The organism is Martinezella rhizogenes (assembly GCF_000799715.1).
GTDB lineage: Bacteria > Pseudomonadota > Alphaproteobacteria > Rhizobiales > Rhizobiaceae > Rhizobium > Rhizobium rhizogenes_C.
Genome location: NZ_JUHG01000002.1, coordinates 73,239 through 96,913, shown reverse-complemented (window position 1 = coordinate 96,913; position 23,675 = coordinate 73,239). Strand labels below are relative to the sequence as shown.

The 23,675-nt window shown below is 60.6% G+C and carries 22 protein-coding genes and 1 riboswitch; of the genes, 10 read left to right on the top strand and 12 right to left on the bottom strand.

The features are described from left to right. Nucleotides 1–83: 83 nt before the first annotated feature. A complete protein-coding gene (locus EX00_RS01705; RefSeq protein WP_047453510.1) occupies nucleotides 84–641 on the top strand; it encodes a DUF308 domain-containing protein in 558 nt (185 codons plus the stop codon). A gap of 243 nt (nucleotides 642–884) precedes the next feature. Here EX00_RS01705 and EX00_RS01700 read toward each other — a convergent pair whose 3' ends face one another. The 3 genes from EX00_RS01700 to EX00_RS01690 form a co-directional block, all read right to left on the bottom strand. Next, on the bottom strand, nucleotides 885–2,072 hold the full coding sequence (locus EX00_RS01700) for a vWA domain-containing protein (RefSeq protein ID WP_047453508.1): 1,188 nt from the start codon (nucleotides 2,070–2,072) through the stop codon (nucleotides 885–887). A gap of 3 nt (nucleotides 2,073–2,075) precedes the next feature. Further along, nucleotides 2,076–3,002 carry a homoserine O-acetyltransferase MetA gene (gene metA, locus EX00_RS01695; protein WP_047453506.1) on the bottom strand — a complete coding sequence of 309 codons (927 nt, stop codon included), beginning with the start codon at nucleotides 3,000–3,002 and terminating at the stop codon, nucleotides 2,076–2,078. Between the two features lie 49 nt (nucleotides 3,003–3,051). Further along, nucleotides 3,052–3,129, bottom strand: a riboswitch (SAM riboswitch). 322 nt (nucleotides 3,130–3,451) lie between these two features. Beyond that, a complete protein-coding gene (locus tag EX00_RS01690; protein ID WP_037219148.1) occupies nucleotides 3,452–4,294 on the bottom strand; it encodes an AAA family ATPase in 843 nt (280 codons plus the stop codon). Between the two features lie 167 nt (nucleotides 4,295–4,461). Between EX00_RS01690 and EX00_RS01685 the strand changes: the two genes are divergently transcribed. Then, nucleotides 4,462–6,321, top strand: coding sequence for an ABC transporter ATP-binding protein/permease (locus EX00_RS01685; RefSeq protein ID WP_047453502.1), 1,860 nt, complete (start codon nucleotides 4,462–4,464; stop codon nucleotides 6,319–6,321). A 10-nt stretch (nucleotides 6,322–6,331) separates the two neighbouring features. Here the strand turns inward: EX00_RS01685 and EX00_RS01680 are convergent, their stop codons facing one another. From EX00_RS01680 to efp, 3 genes are all read right to left on the bottom strand, one after another. Beyond that, the gene (locus EX00_RS01680) at nucleotides 6,332–6,745 is read right to left on the bottom strand and encodes a DUF2442 domain-containing protein (protein WP_047453500.1); all 414 of its coding nucleotides are present in this window, start codon (nucleotides 6,743–6,745) and stop codon (nucleotides 6,332–6,334) included. Next, nucleotides 6,738–6,965, bottom strand: a complete 228-nt coding sequence (locus EX00_RS01675; RefSeq protein WP_047453497.1) for a DUF4160 domain-containing protein — start codon at nucleotides 6,963–6,965, stop codon at nucleotides 6,738–6,740. Before EX00_RS01675 ends, EX00_RS01680 begins: the two co-directional genes overlap by 8 nt. Nucleotides 6,966–7,093: 128 nt before the next feature. After that, complete coding sequence (efp, locus tag EX00_RS01670) at nucleotides 7,094–7,663, bottom strand: elongation factor P (RefSeq protein ID WP_012652845.1); 570 nt, start codon at nucleotides 7,661–7,663, stop codon at nucleotides 7,094–7,096. A 150-nt stretch (nucleotides 7,664–7,813) separates the two neighbouring features. Between efp and epmA the strand changes: the two genes are divergently transcribed. From epmA to EX00_RS01635, 7 genes are all read left to right on the top strand, one after another. Then, nucleotides 7,814–8,878 carry an EF-P lysine aminoacylase EpmA gene (gene epmA / locus EX00_RS01665; RefSeq protein WP_047453492.1) on the top strand — a complete coding sequence of 355 codons (1,065 nt, stop codon included), beginning with the start codon at nucleotides 7,814–7,816 and terminating at the stop codon, nucleotides 8,876–8,878. Further along, entirely contained in the window at nucleotides 8,875–9,927 is a 1,053-nt protein-coding gene (locus tag EX00_RS01660) for a lysine-2,3-aminomutase-like protein (RefSeq protein ID WP_047453490.1), read from the top strand. The genes epmA and EX00_RS01660 overlap by 4 nt, the downstream gene beginning before the upstream one ends. Before the next feature lie 355 nt (nucleotides 9,928–10,282). After that, the gene (locus tag EX00_RS01655; RefSeq protein WP_047453488.1) at nucleotides 10,283–10,534 is read left to right on the top strand and encodes an acyl carrier protein; all 252 of its coding nucleotides are present in this window, start codon (nucleotides 10,283–10,285) and stop codon (nucleotides 10,532–10,534) included. Then, complete coding sequence (locus EX00_RS01650; protein WP_047453486.1) at nucleotides 10,534–11,721, top strand: acyl-CoA dehydrogenase family protein; 1,188 nt, start codon at nucleotides 10,534–10,536, stop codon at nucleotides 11,719–11,721. The genes EX00_RS01655 and EX00_RS01650 overlap by 1 nt, the downstream gene beginning before the upstream one ends. Nucleotides 11,722–11,726: 5 nt before the next feature. Then, the gene (locus tag EX00_RS01645; protein ID WP_047453484.1) at nucleotides 11,727–12,635 is read left to right on the top strand and encodes an amino acid--[acyl-carrier-protein] ligase; all 909 of its coding nucleotides are present in this window, start codon (nucleotides 11,727–11,729) and stop codon (nucleotides 12,633–12,635) included. Between the two features lie 2 nt (nucleotides 12,636–12,637). Further along, nucleotides 12,638–13,597 (top strand): DUF1839 family protein, encoded by a 960-nt coding sequence (locus EX00_RS01640; protein ID WP_047453702.1) that lies wholly within the window; start codon nucleotides 12,638–12,640, stop codon nucleotides 13,595–13,597. A 7-nt stretch (nucleotides 13,598–13,604) separates the two neighbouring features. Beyond that, entirely contained in the window at nucleotides 13,605–16,076 is a 2,472-nt protein-coding gene (locus EX00_RS01635; protein WP_047453482.1) for a glycoside hydrolase family 2 protein, read from the top strand. A gap of 206 nt (nucleotides 16,077–16,282) precedes the next feature. Here the strand turns inward: EX00_RS01635 and EX00_RS01630 are convergent, their stop codons facing one another. The 6 genes from EX00_RS01630 to EX00_RS01605 form a co-directional block, all read right to left on the bottom strand. After that, the gene (locus EX00_RS01630; RefSeq protein WP_047453700.1) at nucleotides 16,283–17,362 is read right to left on the bottom strand and encodes an ABC transporter ATP-binding protein; all 1,080 of its coding nucleotides are present in this window, start codon (nucleotides 17,360–17,362) and stop codon (nucleotides 16,283–16,285) included. A 44-nt stretch (nucleotides 17,363–17,406) separates the two neighbouring features. After that, nucleotides 17,407–18,477: a Gfo/Idh/MocA family protein gene (locus tag EX00_RS01625; RefSeq protein WP_047453480.1), complete on the bottom strand. Its 1,071-nt coding sequence runs from the start codon at nucleotides 18,475–18,477 to the stop codon at nucleotides 17,407–17,409. 7 nt (nucleotides 18,478–18,484) lie between these two features. Next, nucleotides 18,485–19,510 (bottom strand): Gfo/Idh/MocA family protein, encoded by a 1,026-nt coding sequence (locus tag EX00_RS01620; protein ID WP_047453478.1) that lies wholly within the window; start codon nucleotides 19,508–19,510, stop codon nucleotides 18,485–18,487. A gap of 73 nt (nucleotides 19,511–19,583) precedes the next feature. Next, nucleotides 19,584–20,468: a carbohydrate ABC transporter permease gene (locus EX00_RS01615; RefSeq protein WP_047453476.1), complete on the bottom strand. Its 885-nt coding sequence runs from the start codon at nucleotides 20,466–20,468 to the stop codon at nucleotides 19,584–19,586. Beyond that, a complete protein-coding gene (locus EX00_RS01610) occupies nucleotides 20,461–21,396 on the bottom strand; it encodes a carbohydrate ABC transporter permease (protein WP_404944002.1) in 936 nt (311 codons plus the stop codon). The genes EX00_RS01615 and EX00_RS01610 overlap by 8 nt, the downstream gene beginning before the upstream one ends. A 37-nt stretch (nucleotides 21,397–21,433) precedes the next feature. Then, the gene (locus EX00_RS01605) at nucleotides 21,434–22,717 is read right to left on the bottom strand and encodes an ABC transporter substrate-binding protein (RefSeq protein ID WP_047453472.1); all 1,284 of its coding nucleotides are present in this window, start codon (nucleotides 22,715–22,717) and stop codon (nucleotides 21,434–21,436) included. 182 nt (nucleotides 22,718–22,899) lie between these two features. On the opposite strand from EX00_RS01605, the gene EX00_RS01600 reads away from it, so the two are divergent. After that, nucleotides 22,900–23,595: a TetR/AcrR family transcriptional regulator gene (locus tag EX00_RS01600; protein WP_047453470.1), complete on the top strand. Its 696-nt coding sequence runs from the start codon at nucleotides 22,900–22,902 to the stop codon at nucleotides 23,593–23,595. The last annotated feature ends 80 nt before the right edge of the window (nucleotides 23,596–23,675 follow it).

The window sequence follows — 23,675 nt, the reverse complement described above, 5'->3', positions numbered from 1 at the left end:
CTCACGAAGACGTGTTCGAGTGCCGGGTTGACGCAAAAATTGTGTCTCCCTACTAATAGGTAGATTACAACTGGAGTCTACCGATGCAAAGCCAATCTTCAATCCAGTCCGGCTGGCTACGATCCTATTATTTCGTCCGCGCTATATTCTCTATCGCCTGGATAGCTGCCGCCATTCTCTTCGGCGGGCAATCTGGTCCCATTGCCTTTCTGCTTGTGATCTACCCGGCATGGGATGCTCTCGCCAATCTGATTGACGCGCAGGTAAATGGCGGTCTGCAAGCCAACCCGTCCCAGGCATTGAATGTCGTGGTCAGCACGATAACCGCGCTCGCCGTGATCGTGGCGGTCAGCAACAGTACCTATGCCGTTCTGGCCGTGTTTGGGGTTTGGGCAATCCTCTCGGGTCTTCTGCAACTGTACACGGCGGTACGGCGTTGGCGTCTCTATGGCGCACAATGGGTGATGATCCTGAGTGGTGCCCAGTCGGCGCTGGCCGGTGGTTTCATGATCAGTCGATCCCTTGGTGCGGTGGCGCCGACGATTCTGGACATCGCCCCTTATGTCGGGTTCGGCGCATTTTACTTCCTGCTCTCGGCAATCTGGCTGGTCGTCACGGCCTACCGTAAGGCAGCCGCATAGGCCCTGCCCATTTTCGTCGATCAAGCTCTGCGCGCGGCCCCTCACCCCAGCCCTCTCCCCGCTTATGCGGGGAGAGGGGGCTCTACAATGCCCAACGCCGCTTCTGTTCGTGTGGTGAGGCTGATTGTTTTGCGCCGTCGTCCCCTCGTCCCGCTTGCGGGGAGAGGGCTAGGGTGAGGGGCCAGGCACAAGGACGCGGCATCGGCGGAACTGCCTGACCCTCACCAAGCCAGGAAATATCAATCACCGCGACAATTCCCGCGTCGCCTTTTCCAGCCCACCCAGCGTCAGCGGATACATCCGGTCGGAAAACAGGCGGCGGACGATCGAGATCGAGGTGGTGTGGCTCCAATAGTCCTCGGGCACGGGGTTGAGCCAGACGCATTTGCGGAAATGGCCGGTCATGCGGTTGAGCCAGACCTCGCCGGCTTCCTTGTTCCAGTGTTCGACCGAGCCGCCGCCTTGAGTGATTTCGTAGGGGCTCATCGAGGCGTCGCCGACGAAGACGATGCGGTAGTCGGGGCCGAAGGTGCGGATCAGGTCTGATGTCGCGGTGATGTCGACGCGCCGGCGGCGATTGTCCTTCCAAACACCTTCATAGAGGCAATTGTGGAAGTAGAAATATTCCATGTGGCGGAATTCGGCGCGGGCGGCGGAGAAGAGTTCCTCGACCACGCGGATGTGATCGTCCATCGAGCCGCCAATATCGAAGAACATCAGTAGCTTGACGGCGTTGCGCCGCTCCGGCCGTGTCTGGACGTCGAGATAGCCGTGTTCGGCGGTGGAGCGGATCGTGCCGGAGAGGTCGAGTTCGTCGGCGGCGCCTTCGCGCACCCAGCGGCGCAGCCGTTTCAGCGCCAGCTTGATGTTGCGGGTGCCGAGCTCGACGCCGTCGTCGAGATTTTGGAACTCGCGCCGGTCCCAGACCTTCACCGCTTTGCGGTGATTGGAGGTCTCCTGGCCGATGCGGACGCCTTCGGGATTGTAGCCATGCGCGCCAAAGGGCGAGGTGCCCGCCGTGCCGATCCATTTCGAGCCGCCCTGATGCCGGCCCTTCTGTTCGTCGAGGCGCTGGCGTAGCGTCTCCATCAGTTTTTCGAAGCCGCCGAGCGCCTCGACCAGCTTCCTTTCCTCTTCCGTCAGATGTTTCTCAGCGAGCCTGCGCAGCCATTCCTCGGGAATGGTGGCCGCCTCGACTGTCTCCGGGCCGCCGCCGATCGCCTCGACGCCACGGAAATAATCGGCGAAGACCTGGTCGAAACGGTCGATGAAGCGCTCGTCCTTGATCAGCGTCGTGCGGGCCAGATAGTAAAAGGCTTCGACGTCATAGTCGGCGATCCCTTCCTCCATTCCCTCCAGAAGCGACAGGAATTCCCGGAGCGTTACCGGAACCTTCGCTTCCTTCAGTTTCAGGAAGAAGGGAATGAACAAGGGTCAGGACCTCTCGTTGCCGATCTCCTCCAGATCGTAAGACGTGGTCTGGTAGAGTTCGTTGATCCAGTTGCCGAAGAACAGATGCGCATGGCTGCGCCAGCGGTTCTGCGGCGCGATTTCCGGGTCGTTATGCGGGAAATAATTATGCGGCATCTTGATCGGAACGCCGGCATTCACATCCCGGAAATACTCGTCCGCCAGCGACGTGGAATCATACTCCACATGATTGAACATGTAGAGCCGGTTGCAGGCCCGTTCATGCACGAGACAGACGCCCATTTCGCTCGACTCCATCAGGATCTCGAGGTTCGGCACCTTCTCGATGTCGGCGCGGCGCACTTCCGTCCAGCGTGATACCGGCACGGCGAAGTCATCGGAGAAGCCGTTGAGATAGACCGAGGACGGCTTCAGGTTCTGGTGGCGATAGACGCCGAAGGCTTTCTCCTTCAGCGTATACTTCGGCACCTTGTGGAAGTGGTAGGCCGCCGCCATGGCGCCCCAGCAGACGTTCAGCGTCGAATGGACATTGGTCGCCGTCCAGTCGAAGATCTGCTTCATCTCATCCCAGTAGGTGACCTCTTCGTACTCCAGGAGCTCGATCGGCGCGCCGGTAATGATGAAGCCATCGAACTTACGGTGCTTCACCTCTTCCCAGGTCTGGTAGAAGGAGAGCAGATGTTCCTCGGAGGTGTTCTTGGCCTTGTGGCCGCCGACGCGCACCAGCGAGAACTCGACCTGCAGCGGCGAAGCGCCGACCAGGCGCGCCATCTGCACCTCGGTCTTGATCTTGTTCGGCATGAGGTTGAGAAGCCCGATCTGCAGGGGACGGATATCCTGACGGATCGCCATCGTCTCAGTCATCACCCGCACACCCTCGTTTTGAAGGGCTTCGAACGCGGGCAGCGTGTCGGGAATCTTGATGGGCATCGTTACCACTCGACCAAAAAACAAAAACCGGCCGCGATCATGAATCGCTACCGGTCCGCACGCGGCCCTTTAGCGACTTATTTAACGTGGCTGCAAGCCGGCCGGCCAAATCACCACAAGGGAAATTCAATAAACCCGCGGCCTCTGTCGGTCAATGGGGAAGCTCTAGGGTGGTTGGCTGCCATCGTCAGATGTCGGTTGCAGCTTACAGGTGATCAAGAAGTGCTTGTGTGCAATCCTGTCCGGAGGCCACCTCGCCCTTCGAGGCCTTGGTGTTCGCGCTGACGCTTAAACCCCAAGGCACCTCAGGGTGAGGTGGAGAGAGTTTCGCCGCCGGAGATGGGGAGATCAGTCCTCACCCTGAGGTGCGGAGGCTGAAAGCCGGAGCCTCGAAGGGCGGGGACGGGTGGTTGCAATCACTCCATTCGCGGAAAATGCGGTCAGTGGTACTACTTCCCCTGACCCCGCGCCATGAAGGCGAGGCGTTCGAAGAGATGGACATCCTGCTCGTTCTTCAACAGCGCGCCGTGCAACTTCGGCAGGACGGTTTTTGCATCGCTGCGCAAGGTCACTGGGTCGACATCGTCGGCGACAAGGAGGCGGATCCAGTCGAGTGCCTCGGAGGTGGACGGCTTCTTTTTCAGGCCCGGCACATCGCGGATCTCGAAGAATTGCGTGAGTGCCGCCCGCACCAGCGTTTGCTTGATGCCGGGATAATGTACTTCGACGATGCGCGTCAGTGTCTCGACGTCGGGAAAGCGGATGTAATGGAAGAAGCAGCGGCGCAGGAAGGCATCCGGCAGCTCCTTTTCGTTGTTGGAGGTGATGATGACGATCGGCCTGATGGCGGCGCGGATGGTTTCGCCCGTTTCGTAGACGTGGAACTCCATGCGGTCGAGTTCCTGCAGCAGGTCGTTCGGGAATTCGATATCGGCCTTGTCGATCTCGTCGATCAGCAGCACGCATTTCTTCTGCGCCGTAAAGGCCTGCCAGAGCTTGCCTTGCCGAATGTAATTGCGGACGTCATGGACGCGCTCGTCGCCCAGCTGGCTATCGCGCAGGCGCGAGACGGCATCATATTCGTAGAGGCCCTGCTGCGCCTTGGTGGTCGATTTGATGTTCCATTCAATGAGGTCGAGACCGAGGGCGGTTGCCACCTGGCGGGCCAGTTCCGTCTTGCCGGTGCCCGGCTCGCCCTTGACCAGAAGCGGACGCTCCAGCCGGATCGCGGCATTGACGGCCACCATCAAATCCTTGTCGGCAATATAGTCCGCAGTTCCCTGAAATTGCATCGGAAGGCTTTCATCAATATTTGAGGCGCAAGCTAATCCCTGGCCTTATTCGGTTCAAGGCATGAGACGGTGTATATATTGAACGTGATCGCCCTGATGAATTGCATGGATGGACATGTGGGCAGGTGATGGTTAACTGACAATACGTGCGTCGCAGGGAAGTGTTGATGGCAGTTGAAACGCAAGCCGCGCCGAATATTCAGGGAAACGACCGGGTCGGATACGATTTCAGTGTTCTCTATCGGCTGCGGATGATGTTTTCCGCCTTTTGGGGTTCGGCGGTCCGCATCAGGATCATTTCGCTCACGGTCGCGTTGTTCGTGATCATTCTGGTCACGGCCTATGTCCAGGTCCTGCTCAACAGCTGGAATGCGCCTTTCTATGATTCGCTGGCGCGGCGCGATACCGGCGCATTCTTCCACCAGCTCGGCGTTTTCGGCATCATTGCCGGCTCGCTTCTGATCCTTAATGTCATCCAGGCCTGGTTCAACCAGATGACCGCGCTCTATATGCGCGAGGGCCTGGCGCGCGATCTCGTCGATCAATGGCTGAAGGCCAAGCGCGCCCTTCGGCTTGCCTCCTCCGGCCTGATCGGCGTCAATCCCGACCAGCGACTGCACGAGGATGCCCGCAATCTCGCTGAGAGCACGACCGGCCTGGCGATCGGCCTGGTGCAGGCGACCATCCTGCTCCTGAGCTTTATCGGCGTGCTCTGGGAGCTGTCGAGCGGCATGGTCTTCCATTATAACGACATGAGCTTCTCGATCCCCGGCTACATGGTCTGGGCGGCGATCATCTATGCTGGTTCGGCGTCGTTTCTCAGTCAGTTCGTCGGCCGCCGGCTGGTGCGGCTGAATGCCGACCGCTATTCCAAGGAAGCCGAGCTGCGCTTCGCGCTGATGCATGCCAACGAACATATGCCGGCAATCACCATTGCCGGCGGTCAGGAGAATGAGCGCCGGCGGATCAATCTCGATATTTCCGCCGTGCTTGCCGTTATCCGCCAGCTTGCCATCGCCAATACCAATCTCACCTGGGTTTCGGCCGGTTATGGCTGGCTGGTGCTGATCATCCCGATCCTGGTGGCCGCACCTGCCTATTTCTCCGGCGGGCTGACCTTCGGCCAGCTGATGGTCGCGGTCGGCGCCTTCAATCAGGTCAATACGGCCTTGCGCTGGTATGTCGCCAATTTCGGGCCGATCGCCGAATGGCGCGCGACGCTGATGCGCGTCACCGATTTCCGCCAGGCGTTGATGGAAATGGATGATACGACGCCGATGCCGCACACCATCACCTTCGACCAGGCGCCTCCTGGCACGATGGTGTGGACCGACATGGAGATTTCCACCAAGACCAGCGAGGATGCCATGGAAAATGGCTTCCGCATCCGCGAGGGCTCGGTCACGATTGTCACCGGCGAGCATATCATGGTCAATGGCGATCATGGCGTGAACCGCAGGCTGCTGTTCCAGTCGCTGGCGCATCAATGGAATTGCGGATCCGGCACGATCAGCATGCCGCCGATGGAAGACATGCTGTTCATGCCGCACACGCCCTATGTGCCGGGCGGCACGCTCAGGGAAGCGATCTGCTTTCCCGAGGATCGGGATGCCTATGATGATGCGGCCGTCGAAGCCGCGATGGACAAGGTCGGCCTTGGCCGCCTGAAGGCCCGGCTCGACACGCAGGCGCGCTGGGACCGACTGCTGGACAATGACGAGCAAAAGGCCATCGCCTTTGCACATCTGCTGTTGTCGAAGCCGAAATGGATCATCCTCGACGAAGTGATGGAAGGACTGGAGCCGGATATTCAGGCCAAGTTCTCGGCGCTGCTGACAGAATTTGCTGATGCGACCGTGATCTATATCGGCCGCTCCGACGCCTATCTCCAGGCGATGTCGCCGCGCGTCCTGCATCTGCAGGCGCTGGTGCCGCACGAGGAGGAGGTCATTGCCGCAACCGCGCCGCCGGCACCGGACGAGGAACCGGAGGTTGATACCAAGAAGGCGAATGCGCCGTCTCGGTAATAGGCCTCGATCAGGAGCGCTCCGCAGATTTCTTGGGACGGCCGCCTTTGGCGCCGTTTGCGCGACTTGCCGCAATTTTCGCGGGCGAGCGGGATTGGCCGCCGCGGCGCTGGACTTCCATGAATGCCTTTGTGCCGAAGATTCCGCTCATGAGACCGGCAATCGTGTAGTCGGCGTCCAGACTCTCCCAATGCAGCCCCGTCTCGCCCAGGAGCTCGACTTCAGCCAATTGCACGGCACTTGCTTCTTCCAGGCCTTCTAAAGAGCGGGCCGGGAACATGAAAGCTGCCCCGTTTGTAAATTCAACAATGATGCGTTCCGATTGATCATCGAAGCGCACTGAGGCTGGAATGGGCCTCTCGGCGCGTTCGGCCTCCCAGCGTTGCTTTGCCTGGGCCAGTTCCGCATCAGTGATTTCAACCATGATACTTTCTCCAGGTGTCGAGGAACAATTGCTGGTTCGCTTCTATGACTTCCACCGCTCGACGAACGTCTCTGTCAGACATCCCGCCTTGAGTGATGACCGATAGATTGACGATATCGATACGCGCTTCACCTTCACCGACAACATGCGCATGGGGAGGCTCGTGGTCGGCGGTATAGATGACGAAGCGCATCCCATGCTGACGAAGAATCGTGACCATGAGAGAAAATAACCTAACAACTTAGGTATTTCAAGCATTCGTCTCGCCATCGTCATACCAGGACCCCAAAAGCAAAAACGCCCCGTCGTAAGACAGGGCGTTTTTCATAAAACCACAAGGCCGATCGCTCAGTCCTTGGCGCGCTCGACGTAGGAAACGTCTTCCGTGGCGATGACGACGCGGGTGCCGGCGTTGATGTGCGGCGGCACCAGGGTGCGCACGCCGTTCGACAGGATAGCAGGTTTGTAGGAAGACGATGCCGTCTGACCCTTGACGACCGGTTCCGTCTCGGCAATTTCCAGCGTGACGTGGCGCGGCAGCTGAAGCGCCAGCGCAATGCCTTCATGCATCGACAGGACGCAGGTCATGCCTTCCTGCAGGAAGGCCTTCTGGTCGCCCATGGTTTCGACATCGACGACGACCTGATCGTAGGAGACCGGGTTCATGAAGTGGAAGCCTTCGCCGTCTTCATAGAGATACTGGAAGTTCACGTCTTCGACGAAAGCGCGCTCGACCTGCTCGGTGGTGCGCCAGCGTTCGGACACCTTAACGCCGTCGACGATGCGGCGCATGTCGACCTGCGTGACCGGCGTACCCTTGCCCGGATGAAAGTTCGCGGCGGTGAGAACGACGTAGAGCTTGCCGTCGACGTCGAGAACGTTGCCCTTGCGGACCGAAGAGGCGATGACCTTGACCATAAGACTTCCTTGTAACGCTGCGTTTTGCGTCGTAGAGGACTGTCAAAGTGCACCTCGAGACGCAGCTATTGTTTGCTTGGGGGCGCAACTACCCTAAATCAGCGGAAATAGCTACCCCCACCCCCGGTGGTCCGGAGAAGAAAGCGAGTGATGGAGCCAACGAGCAGCAGAGCGTCCCCTTGGTGGACCCGCGGCGTTCATGCGGACCGGCGGCCGTTCCTTCTTGGCCGCAACGCCATCCAGGCGGCGCTGCGCGGTTTCTTCGCGCGTAACGACTTCATCGAGGTCGATACGGCGACGCTGCAGGTGTCACCGGGCAATGAGGCGCATCTACATGCCTTCGTCACCGAGGCGCTGACGACGGACGGCCAGGCGGCGCCCTTCTATCTGCATACCTCGCCGGAGTTCGCCTGCAAGAAGCTGCTTGCCGCCGGCGAGGAACGCATCGCCTGTTTTGCTCATGTCTATCGCAATCGCGAGCGCGGGCCGCTGCACCATCCGGAATTCACCATGCTGGAATGGTATCGGGCCGGCGAAACTTATGAGACGCTGATGAATGATTGCGCCCAGTTGCTGGCGCTGGCGGCGGAGACGGTCGGGGCGCAAAAGCTGACCTATCGCGGTGCCGAAACCGATCCGTTCCTCGCGCCGGAGCGTGTCAGCGTTGCCGCCGCCTTCGAGCGTCATGCCGGGATCGATCTGCTCGGGTCGGTCGGCCGCGACGGGTCGACGGATCGCGAGCATCTGGCGGCCGAGATGCGGCGTGTCGGCATGCGGGTTGCCGATGACGACCATTGGCCCGACCTTTTCAGCCGCGTGCTGGTCGAGAAGGTTGAGCCCTACCTCGGGTTTGGCCGGGCGACGATCCTCGATGAGTATCCGGTTTCGGAGGCGGCGCTTGCCCGGCCTTCGGCTCGGGATCATCGTGTCGCCGAGCGTTTCGAGCTCTATGCCTGCGGCGTCGAGCTTGCCAATGCGTTCGGCGAGCTCACCAATGCTGCGGAGCAGCGGCGGCGGTTCGAGATCGAGATGGCGGAGAAGGCGCGCATCTATGGCGAGACCTATCCGCTGGACGAGGATTTTCTGCAGGCGCTGGCCGTCATGCCGGAGGCGAGCGGCATTGCGCTGGGCTTCGACCGACTGGTAATGTTGGCAACCGGGGCTTCCAGGATCGAGCAGGTGCTCTGGGCGCCAGTATCGGAGTTTGGTTCATGAATGTGATGCGCCCAATCAGAACTGTCGATGACCTTGAGCAGGCCGGACTGATCGATAGCGCCGAGGCGCTTTCGCTCGAGGCGGTGGCGGAGCGTTATGCCATCGCCCTGACGCCGACGATTGCCCGGTTGATCGACAAGGCCGACCCCGCCGACCCGATCGCCCGGCAATTCGTGCCGGATATGGCCGAACTCGTCGTCACGCCGGAGGAGCGAGCCGATCCGATCAGCGATCATGCCTATAGTCCGGTCGAGGGCATCGTCCATCGCTATCCCGACCGCGTTTTGCTGAAGGCCGTGCATGTCTGCCCGGTCTATTGCCGTTTCTGTTTCCGCCGCGAGATGGTCGGGCCGCAAGGGCTCGGGACGCTGGATGGCGCGGCGTTGGATGCCGCCTTTTCCTATATCCGCGATCATCAGGAGATCTGGGAGGTCATCCTCACCGGCGGCGATCCGCTGGTGCTGTCACCACGCCGGCTGGAGGAGATGCTGCGGCAGCTTGCCGATATCGAGCATGTGAAAATCGTCCGCTTCCATACCCGCGTGCCCGTCGTCGATCCGCTGAAGATCGACGCAGCGCTGATTGCGGCACTAAAGGCAAGCGGCAAGACCGTCTATCTGGCGCTGCATGCCAACCATCCGCGCGAACTGACGGCGGAGGCGCGCGCCGCCTGCGCCCAGCTGGTGGATGCAGGCATCGTTCTGGTCAGCCAGTCCGTACTGCTGAAGGGCGTCAATGACGATCCGGACGTGCTGGCTTCATTGATGAAGGCTTTCGTCGAAACTCGGATCAAGCCCTATTATTTGCACCACCCTGATCTTGCCCCCGGCACCAGCCATTTCCGGCTGACGATCGCGGAGGGCCAGGCAATCGTCGCGGCGTTGCGCGGCCGTATCTCCGGCCTTTGCCAGCCAACCTATATTCTCGACATTCCCGGTGGCCACGGCAAGGCGGATATCGGCAAGAGCGCGGTTCGTGACGTCGGCGAAGGCTGCTATTCCATCTCGGACTATCGCGGCGGCGAGCATGTCTATCCGCCGAAGGAGTAGGGCGGCTATATTGTGTTTCTTCTTACGTCACGGCGGTCGCTACATGGCTTTTTCTGAGTGAAAAGCCTTTCACAAATCGGCACATTAACCTTGCCGACAAGTGCCATTTTTTCGCAAGCAATCCCCTGTAAATTTTAGAATTCCAAGATATTGCCTCATAAACGATAGGTTGTATGGCTTAAATATCGTAAACTTCATTTAGGTTTCGCTTAAATATCAGATTTTCTTGCCAAGTATATCCTGGTTATATTTACCACGTCGCTTAGCGGAATGTTCTATTTTACCTGTTACTTCCTGGCTCAAGATTAAGGCGGTGTTGTCGCCGTCATGTTGCGATTGCCTGGAGGGACTACGGATGAATGAGACGATTCGCGATTTGCTGGCCAAGTTCGGCGCGCTTCCCGTGACCATGGATCAGATTGCCGATGATGCCGATCTCTATGTGGCGGGGCTGTCTTCCTTTGCGTCGGTGCAATTGATGCTCGGTATCGAGGATGCCTTCGATATCGAATTTCCCGACAATCTGCTCAACCGCAAGTCCTTTGCCAGCATCGTTGCCATCGAAAAGACGGTCGGCATGATCCTGGACAGCCGAAAGGTCGCCTGATGAACGTGGCGGTCGCTTTGGTCGGGGCAGACGACACGATGACGGCGCGGGCCGCGCGTGTCGCGGCGATTGCCGGCAAGTATGCCGATGCGGTCGACGTCGAAGGCCGCTTCCCACGCGAGGCAGTCGAGGCGATGCGGGCCGAGAAGCTGCTGTCGATCCAGATTCCCGCCGATCTCGGCGGCGAGGGCGCGTCGATCACCGAGATCGCCGAGCTTTGCTCCATCCTCGGGCAGGCTTGTGCCGCCAGTGCCATGGTTTTCGCCATGCATCAGATCAAGCTGTCGAGCCTGGTCGAACACGGCGCCGGCAGCGATTGGCACCGTGATTTCATGCGCCGCATCGCCAAGGAACAGCTTCTGCTGGCCTCGGCGACCACGGAAGGTGGGATCGGCGGCAATCTGCGCAACAGCATTTGCGCCATCAAGGTCGAGGGCGAGACCTGTTTTCTGGAGAAAGACGCGACCGTCATCTCCTATGGCGCCCATGCCGATGCGATCCTGATCACCTCGCGCAGCCATGCCGAAGCGGCTTCGTCCGATCAGGTACTGACCGTTTTTCTGAGAAATCAATATACGCTTGAACGCTCCGTCGAGTGGAACACGCTCGGCATGCGCGGCACCTGTTCCGACGGCTTCCTCTTCAAGGGCGAAGCGCCGGCCGTGCAGATCCTGCCGAAACCCTTTGCCGAGATTGCCGCGCAGTCGATGCTGGCAAGCTCGCATCTGCTCTGGAGTGGTGTCTGGTACGGCATCGCCGCCGATGCCGTTGCCCGCGCCCAGGCTTTCGTACGCGCCGCCGCCCGCAAATCGCCCGGCTCGTCACCGCCCGGCGCGCTGCGGCTGGCGGAAGTCTCCGGCCTGCTGCAGATGGTGAAATCCAATGTCGTCGCCGGGCTGAGAACCTACGAAGAGGCGAAGGCCGATGCCGATCGGTTGTCCTCGATGGCCTTTGCCGTGGCGATGAACAACGTCAAGATTGCGTCGTCGGAGATGATCCTGCCGATTATCAACCACGCCATGCTGATCTGCGGCATCATGGGCTACAAGAACGGCACGCCCTATAGCCTCGGACGCCATCTGCGTGACGCCCATTCCGCTCAATTGATGATCTCGAATGACCGCATTCTCGGCAATACGTCGACCATGCTGCTCGTCCACAAACAAGATACCAGCCTGTTGGGGTAATCGTCATGGATATGCAAACATCGTTTCTCGACCGCCTTTTCGAATCCGGTCTTCTGATCGACACCGGCGTTGACGGTCTTTATGGCCGCAGCGGCCAGTTCGAAGATGTCATCGCCGCCTTCGAGCGGCTGATCGACAAGTTCGGCGGTGCCGATGGCGCCGAAGCCATTCGCTTTCCGCCGGGCATGAACCGCGCCTTCTTCGAGACCAGCGGCTACATGAAGAGTTTTCCGCAGCTCGCCGGTACGGTGCACAGCTTCTGCGGCAGCGAGCTCGACCATATGAGCCTGCTGAAATGTATGGAAGTCGGTGAGGACTGGACCAAGGATCAGCAAGCGACTGATATCGTGCTGACGCCGGCGGCCTGCTATCCGCTTTATCCGACCGTCGCCAAGCGCGGTCCCCTGCCGGAATCCGGTGCGCTGTTCGACCTGCAATCCTATTGCTTCCGCCATGAGCCCTCCAAGGATCCGGCTCGCCAGCAGCTGTTCCGCATGCGCGAATATGTCTGCATGGGCACTGACACGCATGTGACCGACTTCCGCCAGAGCTGGATGGATCGCGGTATCGAGATGATGAAGGCCGTCGGCCTCGACGTCGTCATCGATGTTGCCAACGATCCCTTCTTCGGCCGCGCCGGCAAGATGCTCGCCAACAACCAGCGCGACCAGAACCTGAAGTTCGAGCTGCTGATCCCGATCACATCGTCCGCCAACCCGACCGCCTGCATGAGCTTCAACTATCACCAGGACGCCTTCGGCGCGAAATGGGGCCTGAATTTTGCGGATGGCAGTGTGGCGCATACGGCCTGCGTCGGCTTCGGCCTGGAGCGCATCGCGCTGGCGCTGTTCCATCATCATGGTCTCGATACCAAGGATTGGCCCGAGAGCGTGCGCAAGGCGCTGTGGGGCTGATCGTGGCTTCCATCTTTGCGGGCCTGGATCCTGCCGCCTACAAACCACATGCGCTGCACGACAGCGAGCGCATGTGGCCGGAAACCAATTGCTATATCGATCTCTGGATCGAAGTGCTGGCGAGCCTGAAACTGCCGCCGGAAGCCATGCTCGGTTTTACGATGGGCCAGGATTTCGAGGGCGATCAGTTCACATTCTTCAAGGCGCCGCTCGAGGATCTAGAGGCTCTCTACGGCATCCGCTGCACGGAGCTGGCGATCTACGACAAGGTTGAGCGCCATGTCGCCGAGCAGATCAGCCGCGGCCGGCTCTGCCTCGTCGAGATGGATTCCTTCTACATGCCCGACACGCAGGGCGTCGGTTATCGCCGTGAGCATGGCAAGACGACGGTCGCCATTAACCGGCTGGATCTGGCGGGCCGCAAGCTCGATTATTTCCACAATGGTGGTTTCTTTCACCTCACGGGCGAGGATTTCGACGGACTGTTCCAGCTGCATCTGACGGACGAAGATCTGCCCTTCCTGCCCTATACGGAATTCGCGAAGTTTCCGCAGATCAAGCCCGGCGAGGCGGCTATCCGGCAGACGTCGAGACAGCTCCTGGCTCTCCATTTCCGCCGCCGTCCCGTCGCCAATCCCATCCGCGCTTTCGCGGCGGTTTTCCCGGCGCAGGTGGAGGCCTTGGCCGAGCGGCCCTTCGGTTTCTTCCATAAATATGCCTTCAACACGCTGCGCCAGCTCGGTGCCAATTTCGAGCTGGCGGGCAGCCATCTCGATTGGCTGTCGGCGGATTTTGCCGAGGTTTCCGCGCAGGCACGGCGGATTTCTGAAGTGGCGAAATCCGTGCAGTTTCAGCTCGCCCGCGCCATAACGCGCAAGAAATTTGAGCCGTTGCAGACGGCGCTTGATCCGGCGGCGGATGCATGGGATTCCATGATGGGGCTGCTGGAACAAAAGCTTTAGGGATCCGATGCACGGGCGTTTGGCTGATATCAGCGGCAAGACGCCGCTGAGCGAAGGATGGAATCTGGTTCTGACGGATGCGGGTGCCTGCGCTTCGCCGTCGGACCTGTCGTCTTCAGCCGGTCTCATCCCGGCGCCGGTGCCAGGCACCGTGGCCGAGGCACTGGAAAAGGCCGGGCTTTTCGACCGGGAACATCCGCATCCGCTCAACGACCGGGACGCCTGGTATCTCTGCCGGTTGGTCGATGCCGAGGCCGGCGATGCCGTGCTGCGGCTCGAGGGATTGGCGACGCTCTGCGAAGTCTTCCTGAACGGACGGAAAATCCTCGTCTCCGAGAGCATGTTCGAAGCGCATGATCTTGCCGTCCATCTGCAGGGCGGCGACGAATTGGCGCTGTGTTTCAGAGCGCTGGAGCCGCGCCTTACTGAGCCCGGCCCGCGCGCCCGCTGGCGGCCGCAGATGATCACGCCGCAAGGGTTGCGGCTGGTGCGTACGACCCTGCTTGGCCACATGCCCGGCTGGTGCCCGGAAATCCAGGCCGTCGGGCCATGGCGACCGGTGTCGCTGCTGCGTCCGCAGAAGCCAATCATTCGCGACCTTTCGCTGCGTCCAGACCTGTTGGAGGACGGCGAGGGACGGCTTTATGCCTCGCTGTCGATCGAAGGACATGTGAGCGAGGTCATCCTCCGCTGCGGCGAGGTCGAGCAGGCTTTCGAGCGAGATAGCCATGGCCGCTGCACGGCGATCCTGAAAATTCCTGGCGTGACGCCATGGTGGTTGCATACGCATGGCACACCGCATCTCCATGACGTTACGCTGATGATCGATGGCGTCGAGCATCCGCTCGGACGTACCGGCTTTCGCCGGCTCGCCATCGATCGCGGCACGGATGGCCGGGATTTCGGCCTGATCCTCAATGGCGAGCGCATCTTCTGCCGTGGCGCGGTCTGGACGACGGCGGATATCGTGCGGCTGCCCGGTGGCCGCGACGATTACGAGCCCTGGCTGCGGCTGGCGGCGGAGGCCGGCATGAACATGATCCGCATCGGCGGTACCATGGCCTATGAGACGCCGGAGTTCTTCAAGTTCTGCGACGAGCTGGGTCTGCTGGTCTGGCAGGATTTCATGTTCGCCAATTTCGATTATCCGAAGGGCGACAAGGATTTTAACGCCCATGTCGAGGCGGAAGTCTCGCAGTTTCTCTCCGGCACGAGGTTGTCGCCTTCGCTCGCTGTGCTTTGCGGCGGCAGCGAAATGCATCAGCAGGCCGCGATGCTTGGTTTGCCGGAACGGTTTTGGGCAAGCCCGATCGTCGAGGAGATCATTCCAGCGGTCGTGCAGTCGCTGCGGCCCGATGTGCCCTATGTCGTCAACTCGCCTTCCGGCGGCGCCATGCCGTTTTCCGCGAATGAGGGGGTGACGCATTATTACGGCGTCGGCGCCTATATGCGGCCGCTCGCCGACGCGCGTCGTGCTGATGTCCGTTTCGCGGCGGAAAGCCTGGCTTTCGCGCATGTGCCGCAGGCCAGGACGCTGTCGCGGCATCTGCCGGTCCCTCCGGTGCATAGTCCGCTATGGAAGGAGCGCGTGCCGCGCGATCGCGGCGCCTCCTGGGATTTCGAGGATGTGCGGGATCATTATCTTAGAGAGCTCTACGGTTTCGAGCCGGATCGGCTGCGGCGGGAGGACTCTGACCTCTATCTTGCTCTGTCGCGTGCTGTCACCGGCGAAGTCGCAGAGGCGACCTATACGGAATGGCGCAGGCAGGGTTCTGGCTGCAACGGCGCCCTTGTCTGGACGCTGCAGGATCTGCTGCCCGGCCCCGGCTGGGGCGTGATCGATTCGACCGGCGAACCAAAGCCCGTATGGTATGCGCTGCGCCGCGCCTTCCGGCCGGTGCAGGTGCTGCTGACCGACGAGGGTACGAACGGCCTCGACGTGCATGTGATCAACGAGAGTGATCTGGCGCTTGAGCTCGATCTTGAAGTCTCCTGCCTGCGCGACGGACGGCAGAGGGGCGTGGGTGGAAAACGAGAGCTATCGATCGAGGCTCGTTCCAAGAACAAGATCGCCTGTACCGATCTGTTCGGCGCCTTCTTCGATACCACTTATGCCTTCCGCTTTGGTCCGCCGTCGCATGATGTCACGGTGGCGCAGCTTACGGCACGAGACACGGGCACGCTGATTGCTGAGGCTTTCCATTTTCCTTTAGGCAGGACGAAAGCCTTCCACGCGGCGGAAATCGCGGCATCCGTTTCACAGCAGGATGGCGACTGGTTCCTCGATCTGCGCAGCGATCGGTTGGCGCAGTCGGTCCAGGTCGATTTCGAAGCCTATCGGGTGGAGGATGACTGGTTCCATCTGGCGCCTGGTGTCACGAGGCGGTTAAGATTGCATCCGAGAGCGGGAACGACGACCGAGACGGTTCCTGCGGGTCAGATCAAAGCCATCGGTAGCCGGCGAATAATCGAAGTTTGATGATCGGCGGCAAATTCCAAGCCATTGAAATTGCAAGAGCGGAGGTCCGATTCTTGCGATAGCAGGCCGGAAACTGAATGCGTCCATACCTACCCCGCTCTTGTAAAAACTAGGAATTAGACGAGGGACGAACCCCCGCCTAATCCCCAGCTTCTGCATTCTCGCCCACCAGGGGCGAGCAGGCCCCACCTGCGTCAGCAGCCTTCTTACAACGTTGTCCCATCCGGTCCGAATAAATGACAGCGCTCGGGATCGATGCGGATATTCACCGTTTCGCCGGCGCGGATCGCCTGCTGGTCTTCCAGCGCGATCGTCAGTGACTGGCCTCCGTGCAGGGTGGCATAGAGGATCGTCTGGCCGCCGAGATGTTCGACAAGGTCGACATGGGCACTGCCGAGCGCCAGGCCGCGATCGCCGACATTCAGGTGTTCCGGCCGCGCGCCGAGCGTGACGGTATCTCCGGGCTGGATGCCGCCGAGCCGGCGCGGCAGGCGGATGGTCTGGCCGTGGAGGTCGATCACGGCGGAGCCGTCGTCGGAGGCGACGATCTTTGCGCCAAGGAAGTTCATCTTCGGCGAACCGATGAAGCCGGCGACGAACTTGTTCTTCGGCTTGTTGTAGAGATCGAGCGGCGCGCCGACCTGCTCGATTTTGCCGCCGTTCAGCACCACGATCTTGTCGGCCATGGTCATGGCCTCGGTCTGGTCGTGGGTGACGTAGATCATCGTGTTGCCGAGTCGCTGGTGCAACCGGGCGATCTCGACGCGCATCTGCACGCGCAACTCGGCGTCAAGGTTGGAGAGCGGCTCGTCGAAGAGGAAGATGTTGGGCTCGCGCACGATGGCGCGGCCAATGGCAACGCGCTGGCGCTGGCCGCCGGAAAGCTGCTTCGGCTTGCGCTGCAGGAGCTGGGTGATCTGCAGGACCTCGGCGGCTTTTTCGACGCGCGGGTGGATCTCCTGCTTCTTCATGCCGGCCGTCTCCAGGCCGAAGGCGAGGTTCTTGTAGACCGACATATGCGGATAAAGCGCATAGGACTGGAACACCATGGCGATGCCGCGCTTGGAGGCGGGAACATCGTTCATGCGGGTGCCGTCCAGATAGAGCGCGCCGCCGGAAATCGGCTCCAGCCCGGCGATCATGCGCAGCAGCGTGGACTTGCCGCAGCCGGATGGGCCGACGAAGACGGTAAATTCCCCCGGTTCGATCTCGAGGTCGATGCCGTGGACGACCTGAAGTTCGCCATAGCGCTTGATGATCTTTTGCAGCGAGACGCTGGTCGCCATGGGCCCATCCTCCTTGTTCGTCCTGATGGCTCGCGGAGAAACGTTCATGCCGGCCTCCAGCTCTTGTATTTCGTGCTTTCCGGGCCGACCGGAAAGCGGACTTCGGTGCGCGTTTCCGACGATTCGTAGAAGGCGGTCACCAGTTCCAGCGCCTGGCGGGCGTCGACGGTAGTGACCGGCAGCGGGCCGCCGGAGACCAGGGCCTCATGGAACAACTTCATCTGCGTGTTGAAGCGGATCGGCACCGGCTGCCAGTCGGCCAGCAGCGCATCGATCTTCTCCGCAATCTCGTCATTGGCGGGCACGATTTTCCACGGATCCTGGCCTGGGCTATAAGGTTCGTGGTTGCTCTCGATCATCACGTTTTCGAAGCAGAGGCGCAAGCGGCTGATCTGCTCCTGCGAACCGAGCGTGGCGCTGATCGTCGCAAGCGCGCCGTTCTCCATCAGCAGGCTGGCGCTGGCGCAATCTTCCACCTCAATATCGTTGACGCGGGTGGCGACGCGGCCGAACAGCCCGGCGATAGGTCCCATCAGAAAGGTCAGCATATCGTGCAGGTGGATCGAATGCGTCATCAGCACGCCGCCGAGTTCCGTCGCCCATTTGCCGCGCCAGGGGACGGCATAATAGTCGGCGCCGCGCACCCAATGGGTCTCTGACGTGGCGACATAGGGCTTGCCGGCGATGCCGGCGTCGATGATGCGCTTGGCCTTCTGGATGCCGTCGCCATAACGATACTGGAAGATCGGCATCAGCCGGCCCTTGGCCGTCTTCTCCGCAGCGATCACGGCGTCGATATCCGCGAGTGAGCCGACCAGCGGCTTTTCGCAGACGCCGCTTTTGCCGGCGGCGAGCGCCTGCAGGATCATTTCGAAATGCGAGCCGGGCGGCGTGCAGATATCGATGATGTCGATATCCGGCATGTTCAGCACCTCGACGAAATCCTTGAGGCGTCTGGCGATGCCGAATTCGTCGCCGACGGCGTTGAGCCGCTCCTCGTTGAGATCGCAGAGCACGGCGACCTCGAAGCGGTCGGAATGCGGCAGATAGCCCTCGACAATATGGGAGCGGCCGATGCCGAGACCGATGACCGCGACTTTCTTGATGTCGGACATGTCCAGATTACCTCTGCAAACTGTTGAGCGATGTCGCTTCGGCCAGAGCCTGCGCCTTCAGCGCCAGCTCCATGGCTTTGAAGCAATGGTCCTGCCCCATCGCGGTTTCGGTGCGGTCGCGGATATCGGCGGCCAATTGCCGGCCGAAGGGCAGCTCGACCTCGCTACAATCGATATGCTGCATGCCTTTGCGGTCGGTAAGGAAGAGATGGTCCGCGCCGGGACGGCCGGCGACGTCGATATATTTTCTAAGCTCGATCGTGCCTTCGGTGCCGACGATGAACAGGCGGCCGTCGCCCCAGGTGGAGAGCCCGTCGGGCGTGAACCAGTCGACGCGGACATAGCCGGTGACGTCAGGCGTTCTCACATGGAAATCGCCATAGTCCTGCAGGCCGGGCGTCTCGGGATTGGCGCGGTTGGAAACGGTGGCCGACAGGATTTCGGCTTCGAGCGAACCTGCGAAGAACAGGAACTGTTCGCATTGATGCGAGGCGATGTCGGCGATGATGCCGCCATAGCGCTTGCGGTCGAAGAACCACTCCGGCCGGGTCGGCTTACGCAGTCGGTGGGGCCCAAGGCCCGTCGTGTGGATGACCTTGCCGATGGCGCCGGCCTGCACCAGCTCGCCGGCCTTGACTGTGGAGGCTGTCTCGAAATGCTCGGAATAGAGGATGGAGACGATGCGCTTGGTCTCGGCCTGCACCCGGCGGACCTCGGCGAGCTGATCCAGCGTCACCATGCCCGGCTTGTCGAGCATCGCGTCCTTGCCGTGGCGCATGGCCTCGATCGCAAGGCCGGCCCGTTCGCTGGAGATTGCGGCGCTGACGATCAGCGCGATGGAGCGGTCCTCGAGGATCTCGCTTTTGTCGGAAACGCGCTTTGCCTGCGGAAAGCGCTCCGCAAAGACGGCGGCAAGGTCGTCCTCGATGGCGTGGAAGGCAACCAGTTCCGCGCCTGCCCGGAGCATGACGTTGACCTGGCCGTAGATGTGATCGTGGTTGATACCGATGGCGGCGAAGCGCAGGGCGCTCATGCGATAGTCCTTTCCGTGGATTTTGCGGTGCGATCCCAATCGCTCTCAGGCTCTTGGGATCGCATTTTTGGTTTCAGCGTTTGAGACCGGCCGTGGCGATGCCATCGATCAGCAGCCTCTGGAAGAACAGGAAGATCAGGAAGACGGGGATCAGCGAGAGGCTCGACATGGCGAACAGGCTGCTCCAGTCGGAGCTTCCGGTCGAGTCCACGAAGGAGCGCAGGCCGAGCTGCACCGTGTAGGTGTTGATGTCGGAGAGATAGATCAGCGGACCGAAGAAGTCGTCCCAGGTCCAGATGAAGGAGAAGATGGCAGCGGTGGCAAGCACCGGCAGCGACAGCGGCAGCATGATGCGCCAATAGATGCGCCAGGGGCTGCACCCGTCCATCATCGCTGCTTCGTCCAGTTCGCGCGGGATGCCGCGGAAGAACTGCACCATCAGGAAGATGAAGAAGGCGTCGACCGCGAGGAATTTCGGCACGACCAGCGGCAACATGGTCTTCACCCAGCCGAGCTTCAGGAAGAGGATATATTGCGGGATCAGGGTCACATGATAGGGCAGCATCAGCGTGCCGAGCATCAGCGCGAACCAGAAATTCTTGCCCCAGAAATTCAGCCGCGCGAAGGCATAGGCCGCCAGCGAGCAGGAGATGACATTGCCGATGACCGAGAGCACGGCGATGACGACGGAGTTCCAGACGAAGGAGCCGAAGTTCACCTGTCCGCCGAACCAGCCGCGCGGAAACGAGCTGAAGTCGAAATGCGACGGGATCAGCGATGCCGTGCCGAAGATCTCGTTCTGGTCCTTGACCGAACCGGAGAGCATCCACAGCAGCGGGTAGAGCATCACGATCGACGCACCGATCAGCGCGATGTGGATGAGGATGGAGAAGAACCAGGGGCGCTCGCGCGGCGGGCTCAGGTCTTCGGGAAAATGAGTGAGCTTCGCGTCAGTCATCGTAATGAACCCAATAACGAGCGGAGAGGAAGGAGAAGGCGGTGAAGATCGCGATGATGATCACCAGGATCCAGGCGAGCGCCGAGGCGTAGCCCATGCGGAAATAGCCAAAGGCTTCCTGGTAGAGGTAGAGGGTATAGAACAGCGTCGAGTCGATCGGGCCGCCGGTGCCGGAGGAAATCACATAGGCCGGCGTGAAGGCCTTGAAGGCGTCGATGGTCTGCACGACGGCGTTGAAGAAGATCACCGGTGTCAAAAGCGGCAGGGTGATCTTGAAGAAGATCCGCACCTTGGACGCGCCGTCGAGGCTGGCGGCCTCATAGAGATCGGTGGGGATCTGCCGAAGACCGGCCAGAAAGATGATCATCGGCGAGCCGAACTGCCAGACGGCGAGGATGACGAGTGTGTAGAGCGAATAGTCCGGATTGGAGATCCAGCTCGGGCCGTTGATGCCGAACAAGTACCAGAGCAGCGTGTTGACGACGCCGTCGGCATCGAAGATCTGCCGCCAGAGCACGGCGATGGCGACGCTGGAGCCGAGCAGCGACGGCAGGTAGAAGATGGCGCGATAGACCGGCAGGCCGCGAATGCCGCGGTTGAGCAGGAGCGCCACCAGCAGCGCGAAGGTAAGTTTCAGCGGCACGGAACAGACCACGTAGAACAGCGTCACCTTCATCGACGAGATGAACTTGTCGTCGGCGGTGGCGATACGCACGTAGTTGTCCAGCCCGACCCAATCCGGCGCCTGCAGCAGGTTATAGTCGGTCAAGGACAGATAGAGCGAGGCGATCGCCGGCCCCAGCGTCAGGCCGAAGAAGCCGATTAGCCAGGGCAGGAGAAAGAGGTAGCCCGGTGCATTGCGCGAGAACGCGCTCGGGGCCTTGTAAATGGTCGTAACGCGCGCTGGCGCGTTCGCGCCGATGGCCAGGCCACCGGCAACGCTGTTGCTGTTTGTACCCACGGTATCAGCCTCGTGTTACGTTTGCTGCTGCCTGTTCGACGAATTTCGTTGCGCCGTCCTGCGCGCTGCTTTTGCCGAAGGCGACTTCCTCGGCGATCTTCTTCAGGAGGAACGCGTTTTCGCCGGCGCCGTTCGGCGGAGACGGCGGCAATGCTCCGACATGCGGTGTCAGGCGGCCGATATAGTCGACGACCTGTTTGCTCGTCGCATCGAGATCCTGTGTCAGCAGATCGCGGATCTTCGGCGAGGCGGGAACGCCGCGCTCGACGCCGAGCGTCTTGGCACCGTCTGGACTTTCGACCAGGTAGTTGATGAAGGCGACGGCGGCATCCTTGTTGGCGGAACTCGCCGAAACCGACATCAGCATCGACGGCTTCAGATATTGGCCGGGCTTGCTGTCCGGGTTGCTGGGATAAGCGATCAGATCCAGCTTTTCCTTGACGAGGCCCTGGATGGCAACGAACTGGTTGGAATGGGCGTAGCTGACAGCCGCCTTTTTGGTCACGAGCATGTCGGTTTCAATGGTCTGCTGGTCGAGTGCCTGCACGTCGGCCGGCACGCAGGCGCCGCTTTTGCGCAATTCGGCCCAGAAGGCGAACCAGTCCGCCGCGTCCTTGGCCTCGAAACCCAGCTTACCGTCATTGGTGTAGAGCGCCTTGCCGTGCTGGCGCAGCCAGCATTCGAGAGCAGGTTCTCCGCCGCTTTGATCGCCGGTGCCGTAGAAACCACGGCGCTTCTTGGCGGCGGTAACCTTGGCGCAGGCATCGCCGAGCTGTTCCCAGGTGATGCCATCATGCGGCTGTTCGACGCCAGCTTCCTGCCAGGCGGCGGCATTGACGACGACCATCGAGGAATTGACCCCGAGGTTGACGCCATAAATCTTGCCGTCGACCTTGCCGGAATTGATGTTGGGGGTGCCGAAATCCTCGATCGCCAGGCTCTTGCCGAGATAGGGCGTCATGTCGAGCAACGTGCCTCGGCGCGCATATTCGAAGATGTAGCGATAATCCATCTGGATGAGGTCGGGCGCATTGCCGCCGGCGGTCTGCGTGGCGAGACGCGTCCAGTAGCTGTCCCAGCCGAAGGTTTCGCCGGCGATGGCCACGTCTGGATTTTTGGCCTGATAGGCCTTCACGGCCGCGAATGTGCGGTCGGCTCGCTCCTTGGACCCCCACCAAAGAAGCCGCATCGCGGTTGCCGCATTGGCGCGGCCAAGTCCGATACTGCCGAAAGCAAGCGTTGCTGCCATGCCGGCAAGCATCTGCCGGCGGTCGATCGTTAAAGTCATCCTGGTCTCCTCCCCAGTTAACCGATGATTTACGAACTGCTTTTCAAGATATAACTATTTGGTTACAAGTTGGATAGAAACGCGACCGCTGTCAAGCGCCAATCGTATCACAATCAAAACGACGCGCGCTGACGCTTGAAGTGCTCGTCGCGAGAGATATGGATCGGGGAGGAGAAATGCCAATGGCGACAAAGGCAGGGCAAGGATCTGAAAAATCCGCGAAGGCCGGCATTGATGACAATGCGATCGCCAAGCCGAAGAAGGTGCCGCGCAATCCGCAGCGCACCCATGCGATGATCCTGGATGCGGCGACGGCGGAATTCTCCGCCCATGGTTTCGGCGGCGCCAGGGTGGATGCGATCGCGGCGCGGGCGCAGACCAACAAGCGCATGCTCTACCATTATTTCGGCGACAAGGAGGGTCTCTATGTCGCTGTACTGGAAGCAACTTATGCGCAGATCCGAAGCGCCGAGAAACATCTGGACCTGGCCAATCGCAATCCCGAGGAGGGAATACGGGAACTGGCGCTGTTCACCTGGCATCATTTTCTCGATCATCCGGAGTTCTTGAGCCTGCTCGTTACCGAAAACCTGCACGAGGCGCGTTATCTCAAGCGTTCCGAGAAGATCCTGGCGATGCATTCGCATTTCATCGCCGAGCTCGCCGGTGTGCTGCGACGTGGTGAAGCAGCTAGCGTCTTCCGGCCGGCGGTCGATCCGGTCTCGGTTTACCTGACCATCGCCGCACTCGGTTTCTTCTATCTGTCCAATCGCCATACCCTGTCGACGATTTTCGCCCGCAAGCTGACGGCGCCCGATGCACTGAAGGCCTGGGGTGAACACATCGTCTCGGTGACGCTGGCCTCGATCAAGGTCTAGAGAAATTTTCGAAAGACGATTGACAAGCCCGGATGGATCGCGCCATCGTGTAACTATATAGTTACATTGGCTGCGCGGCC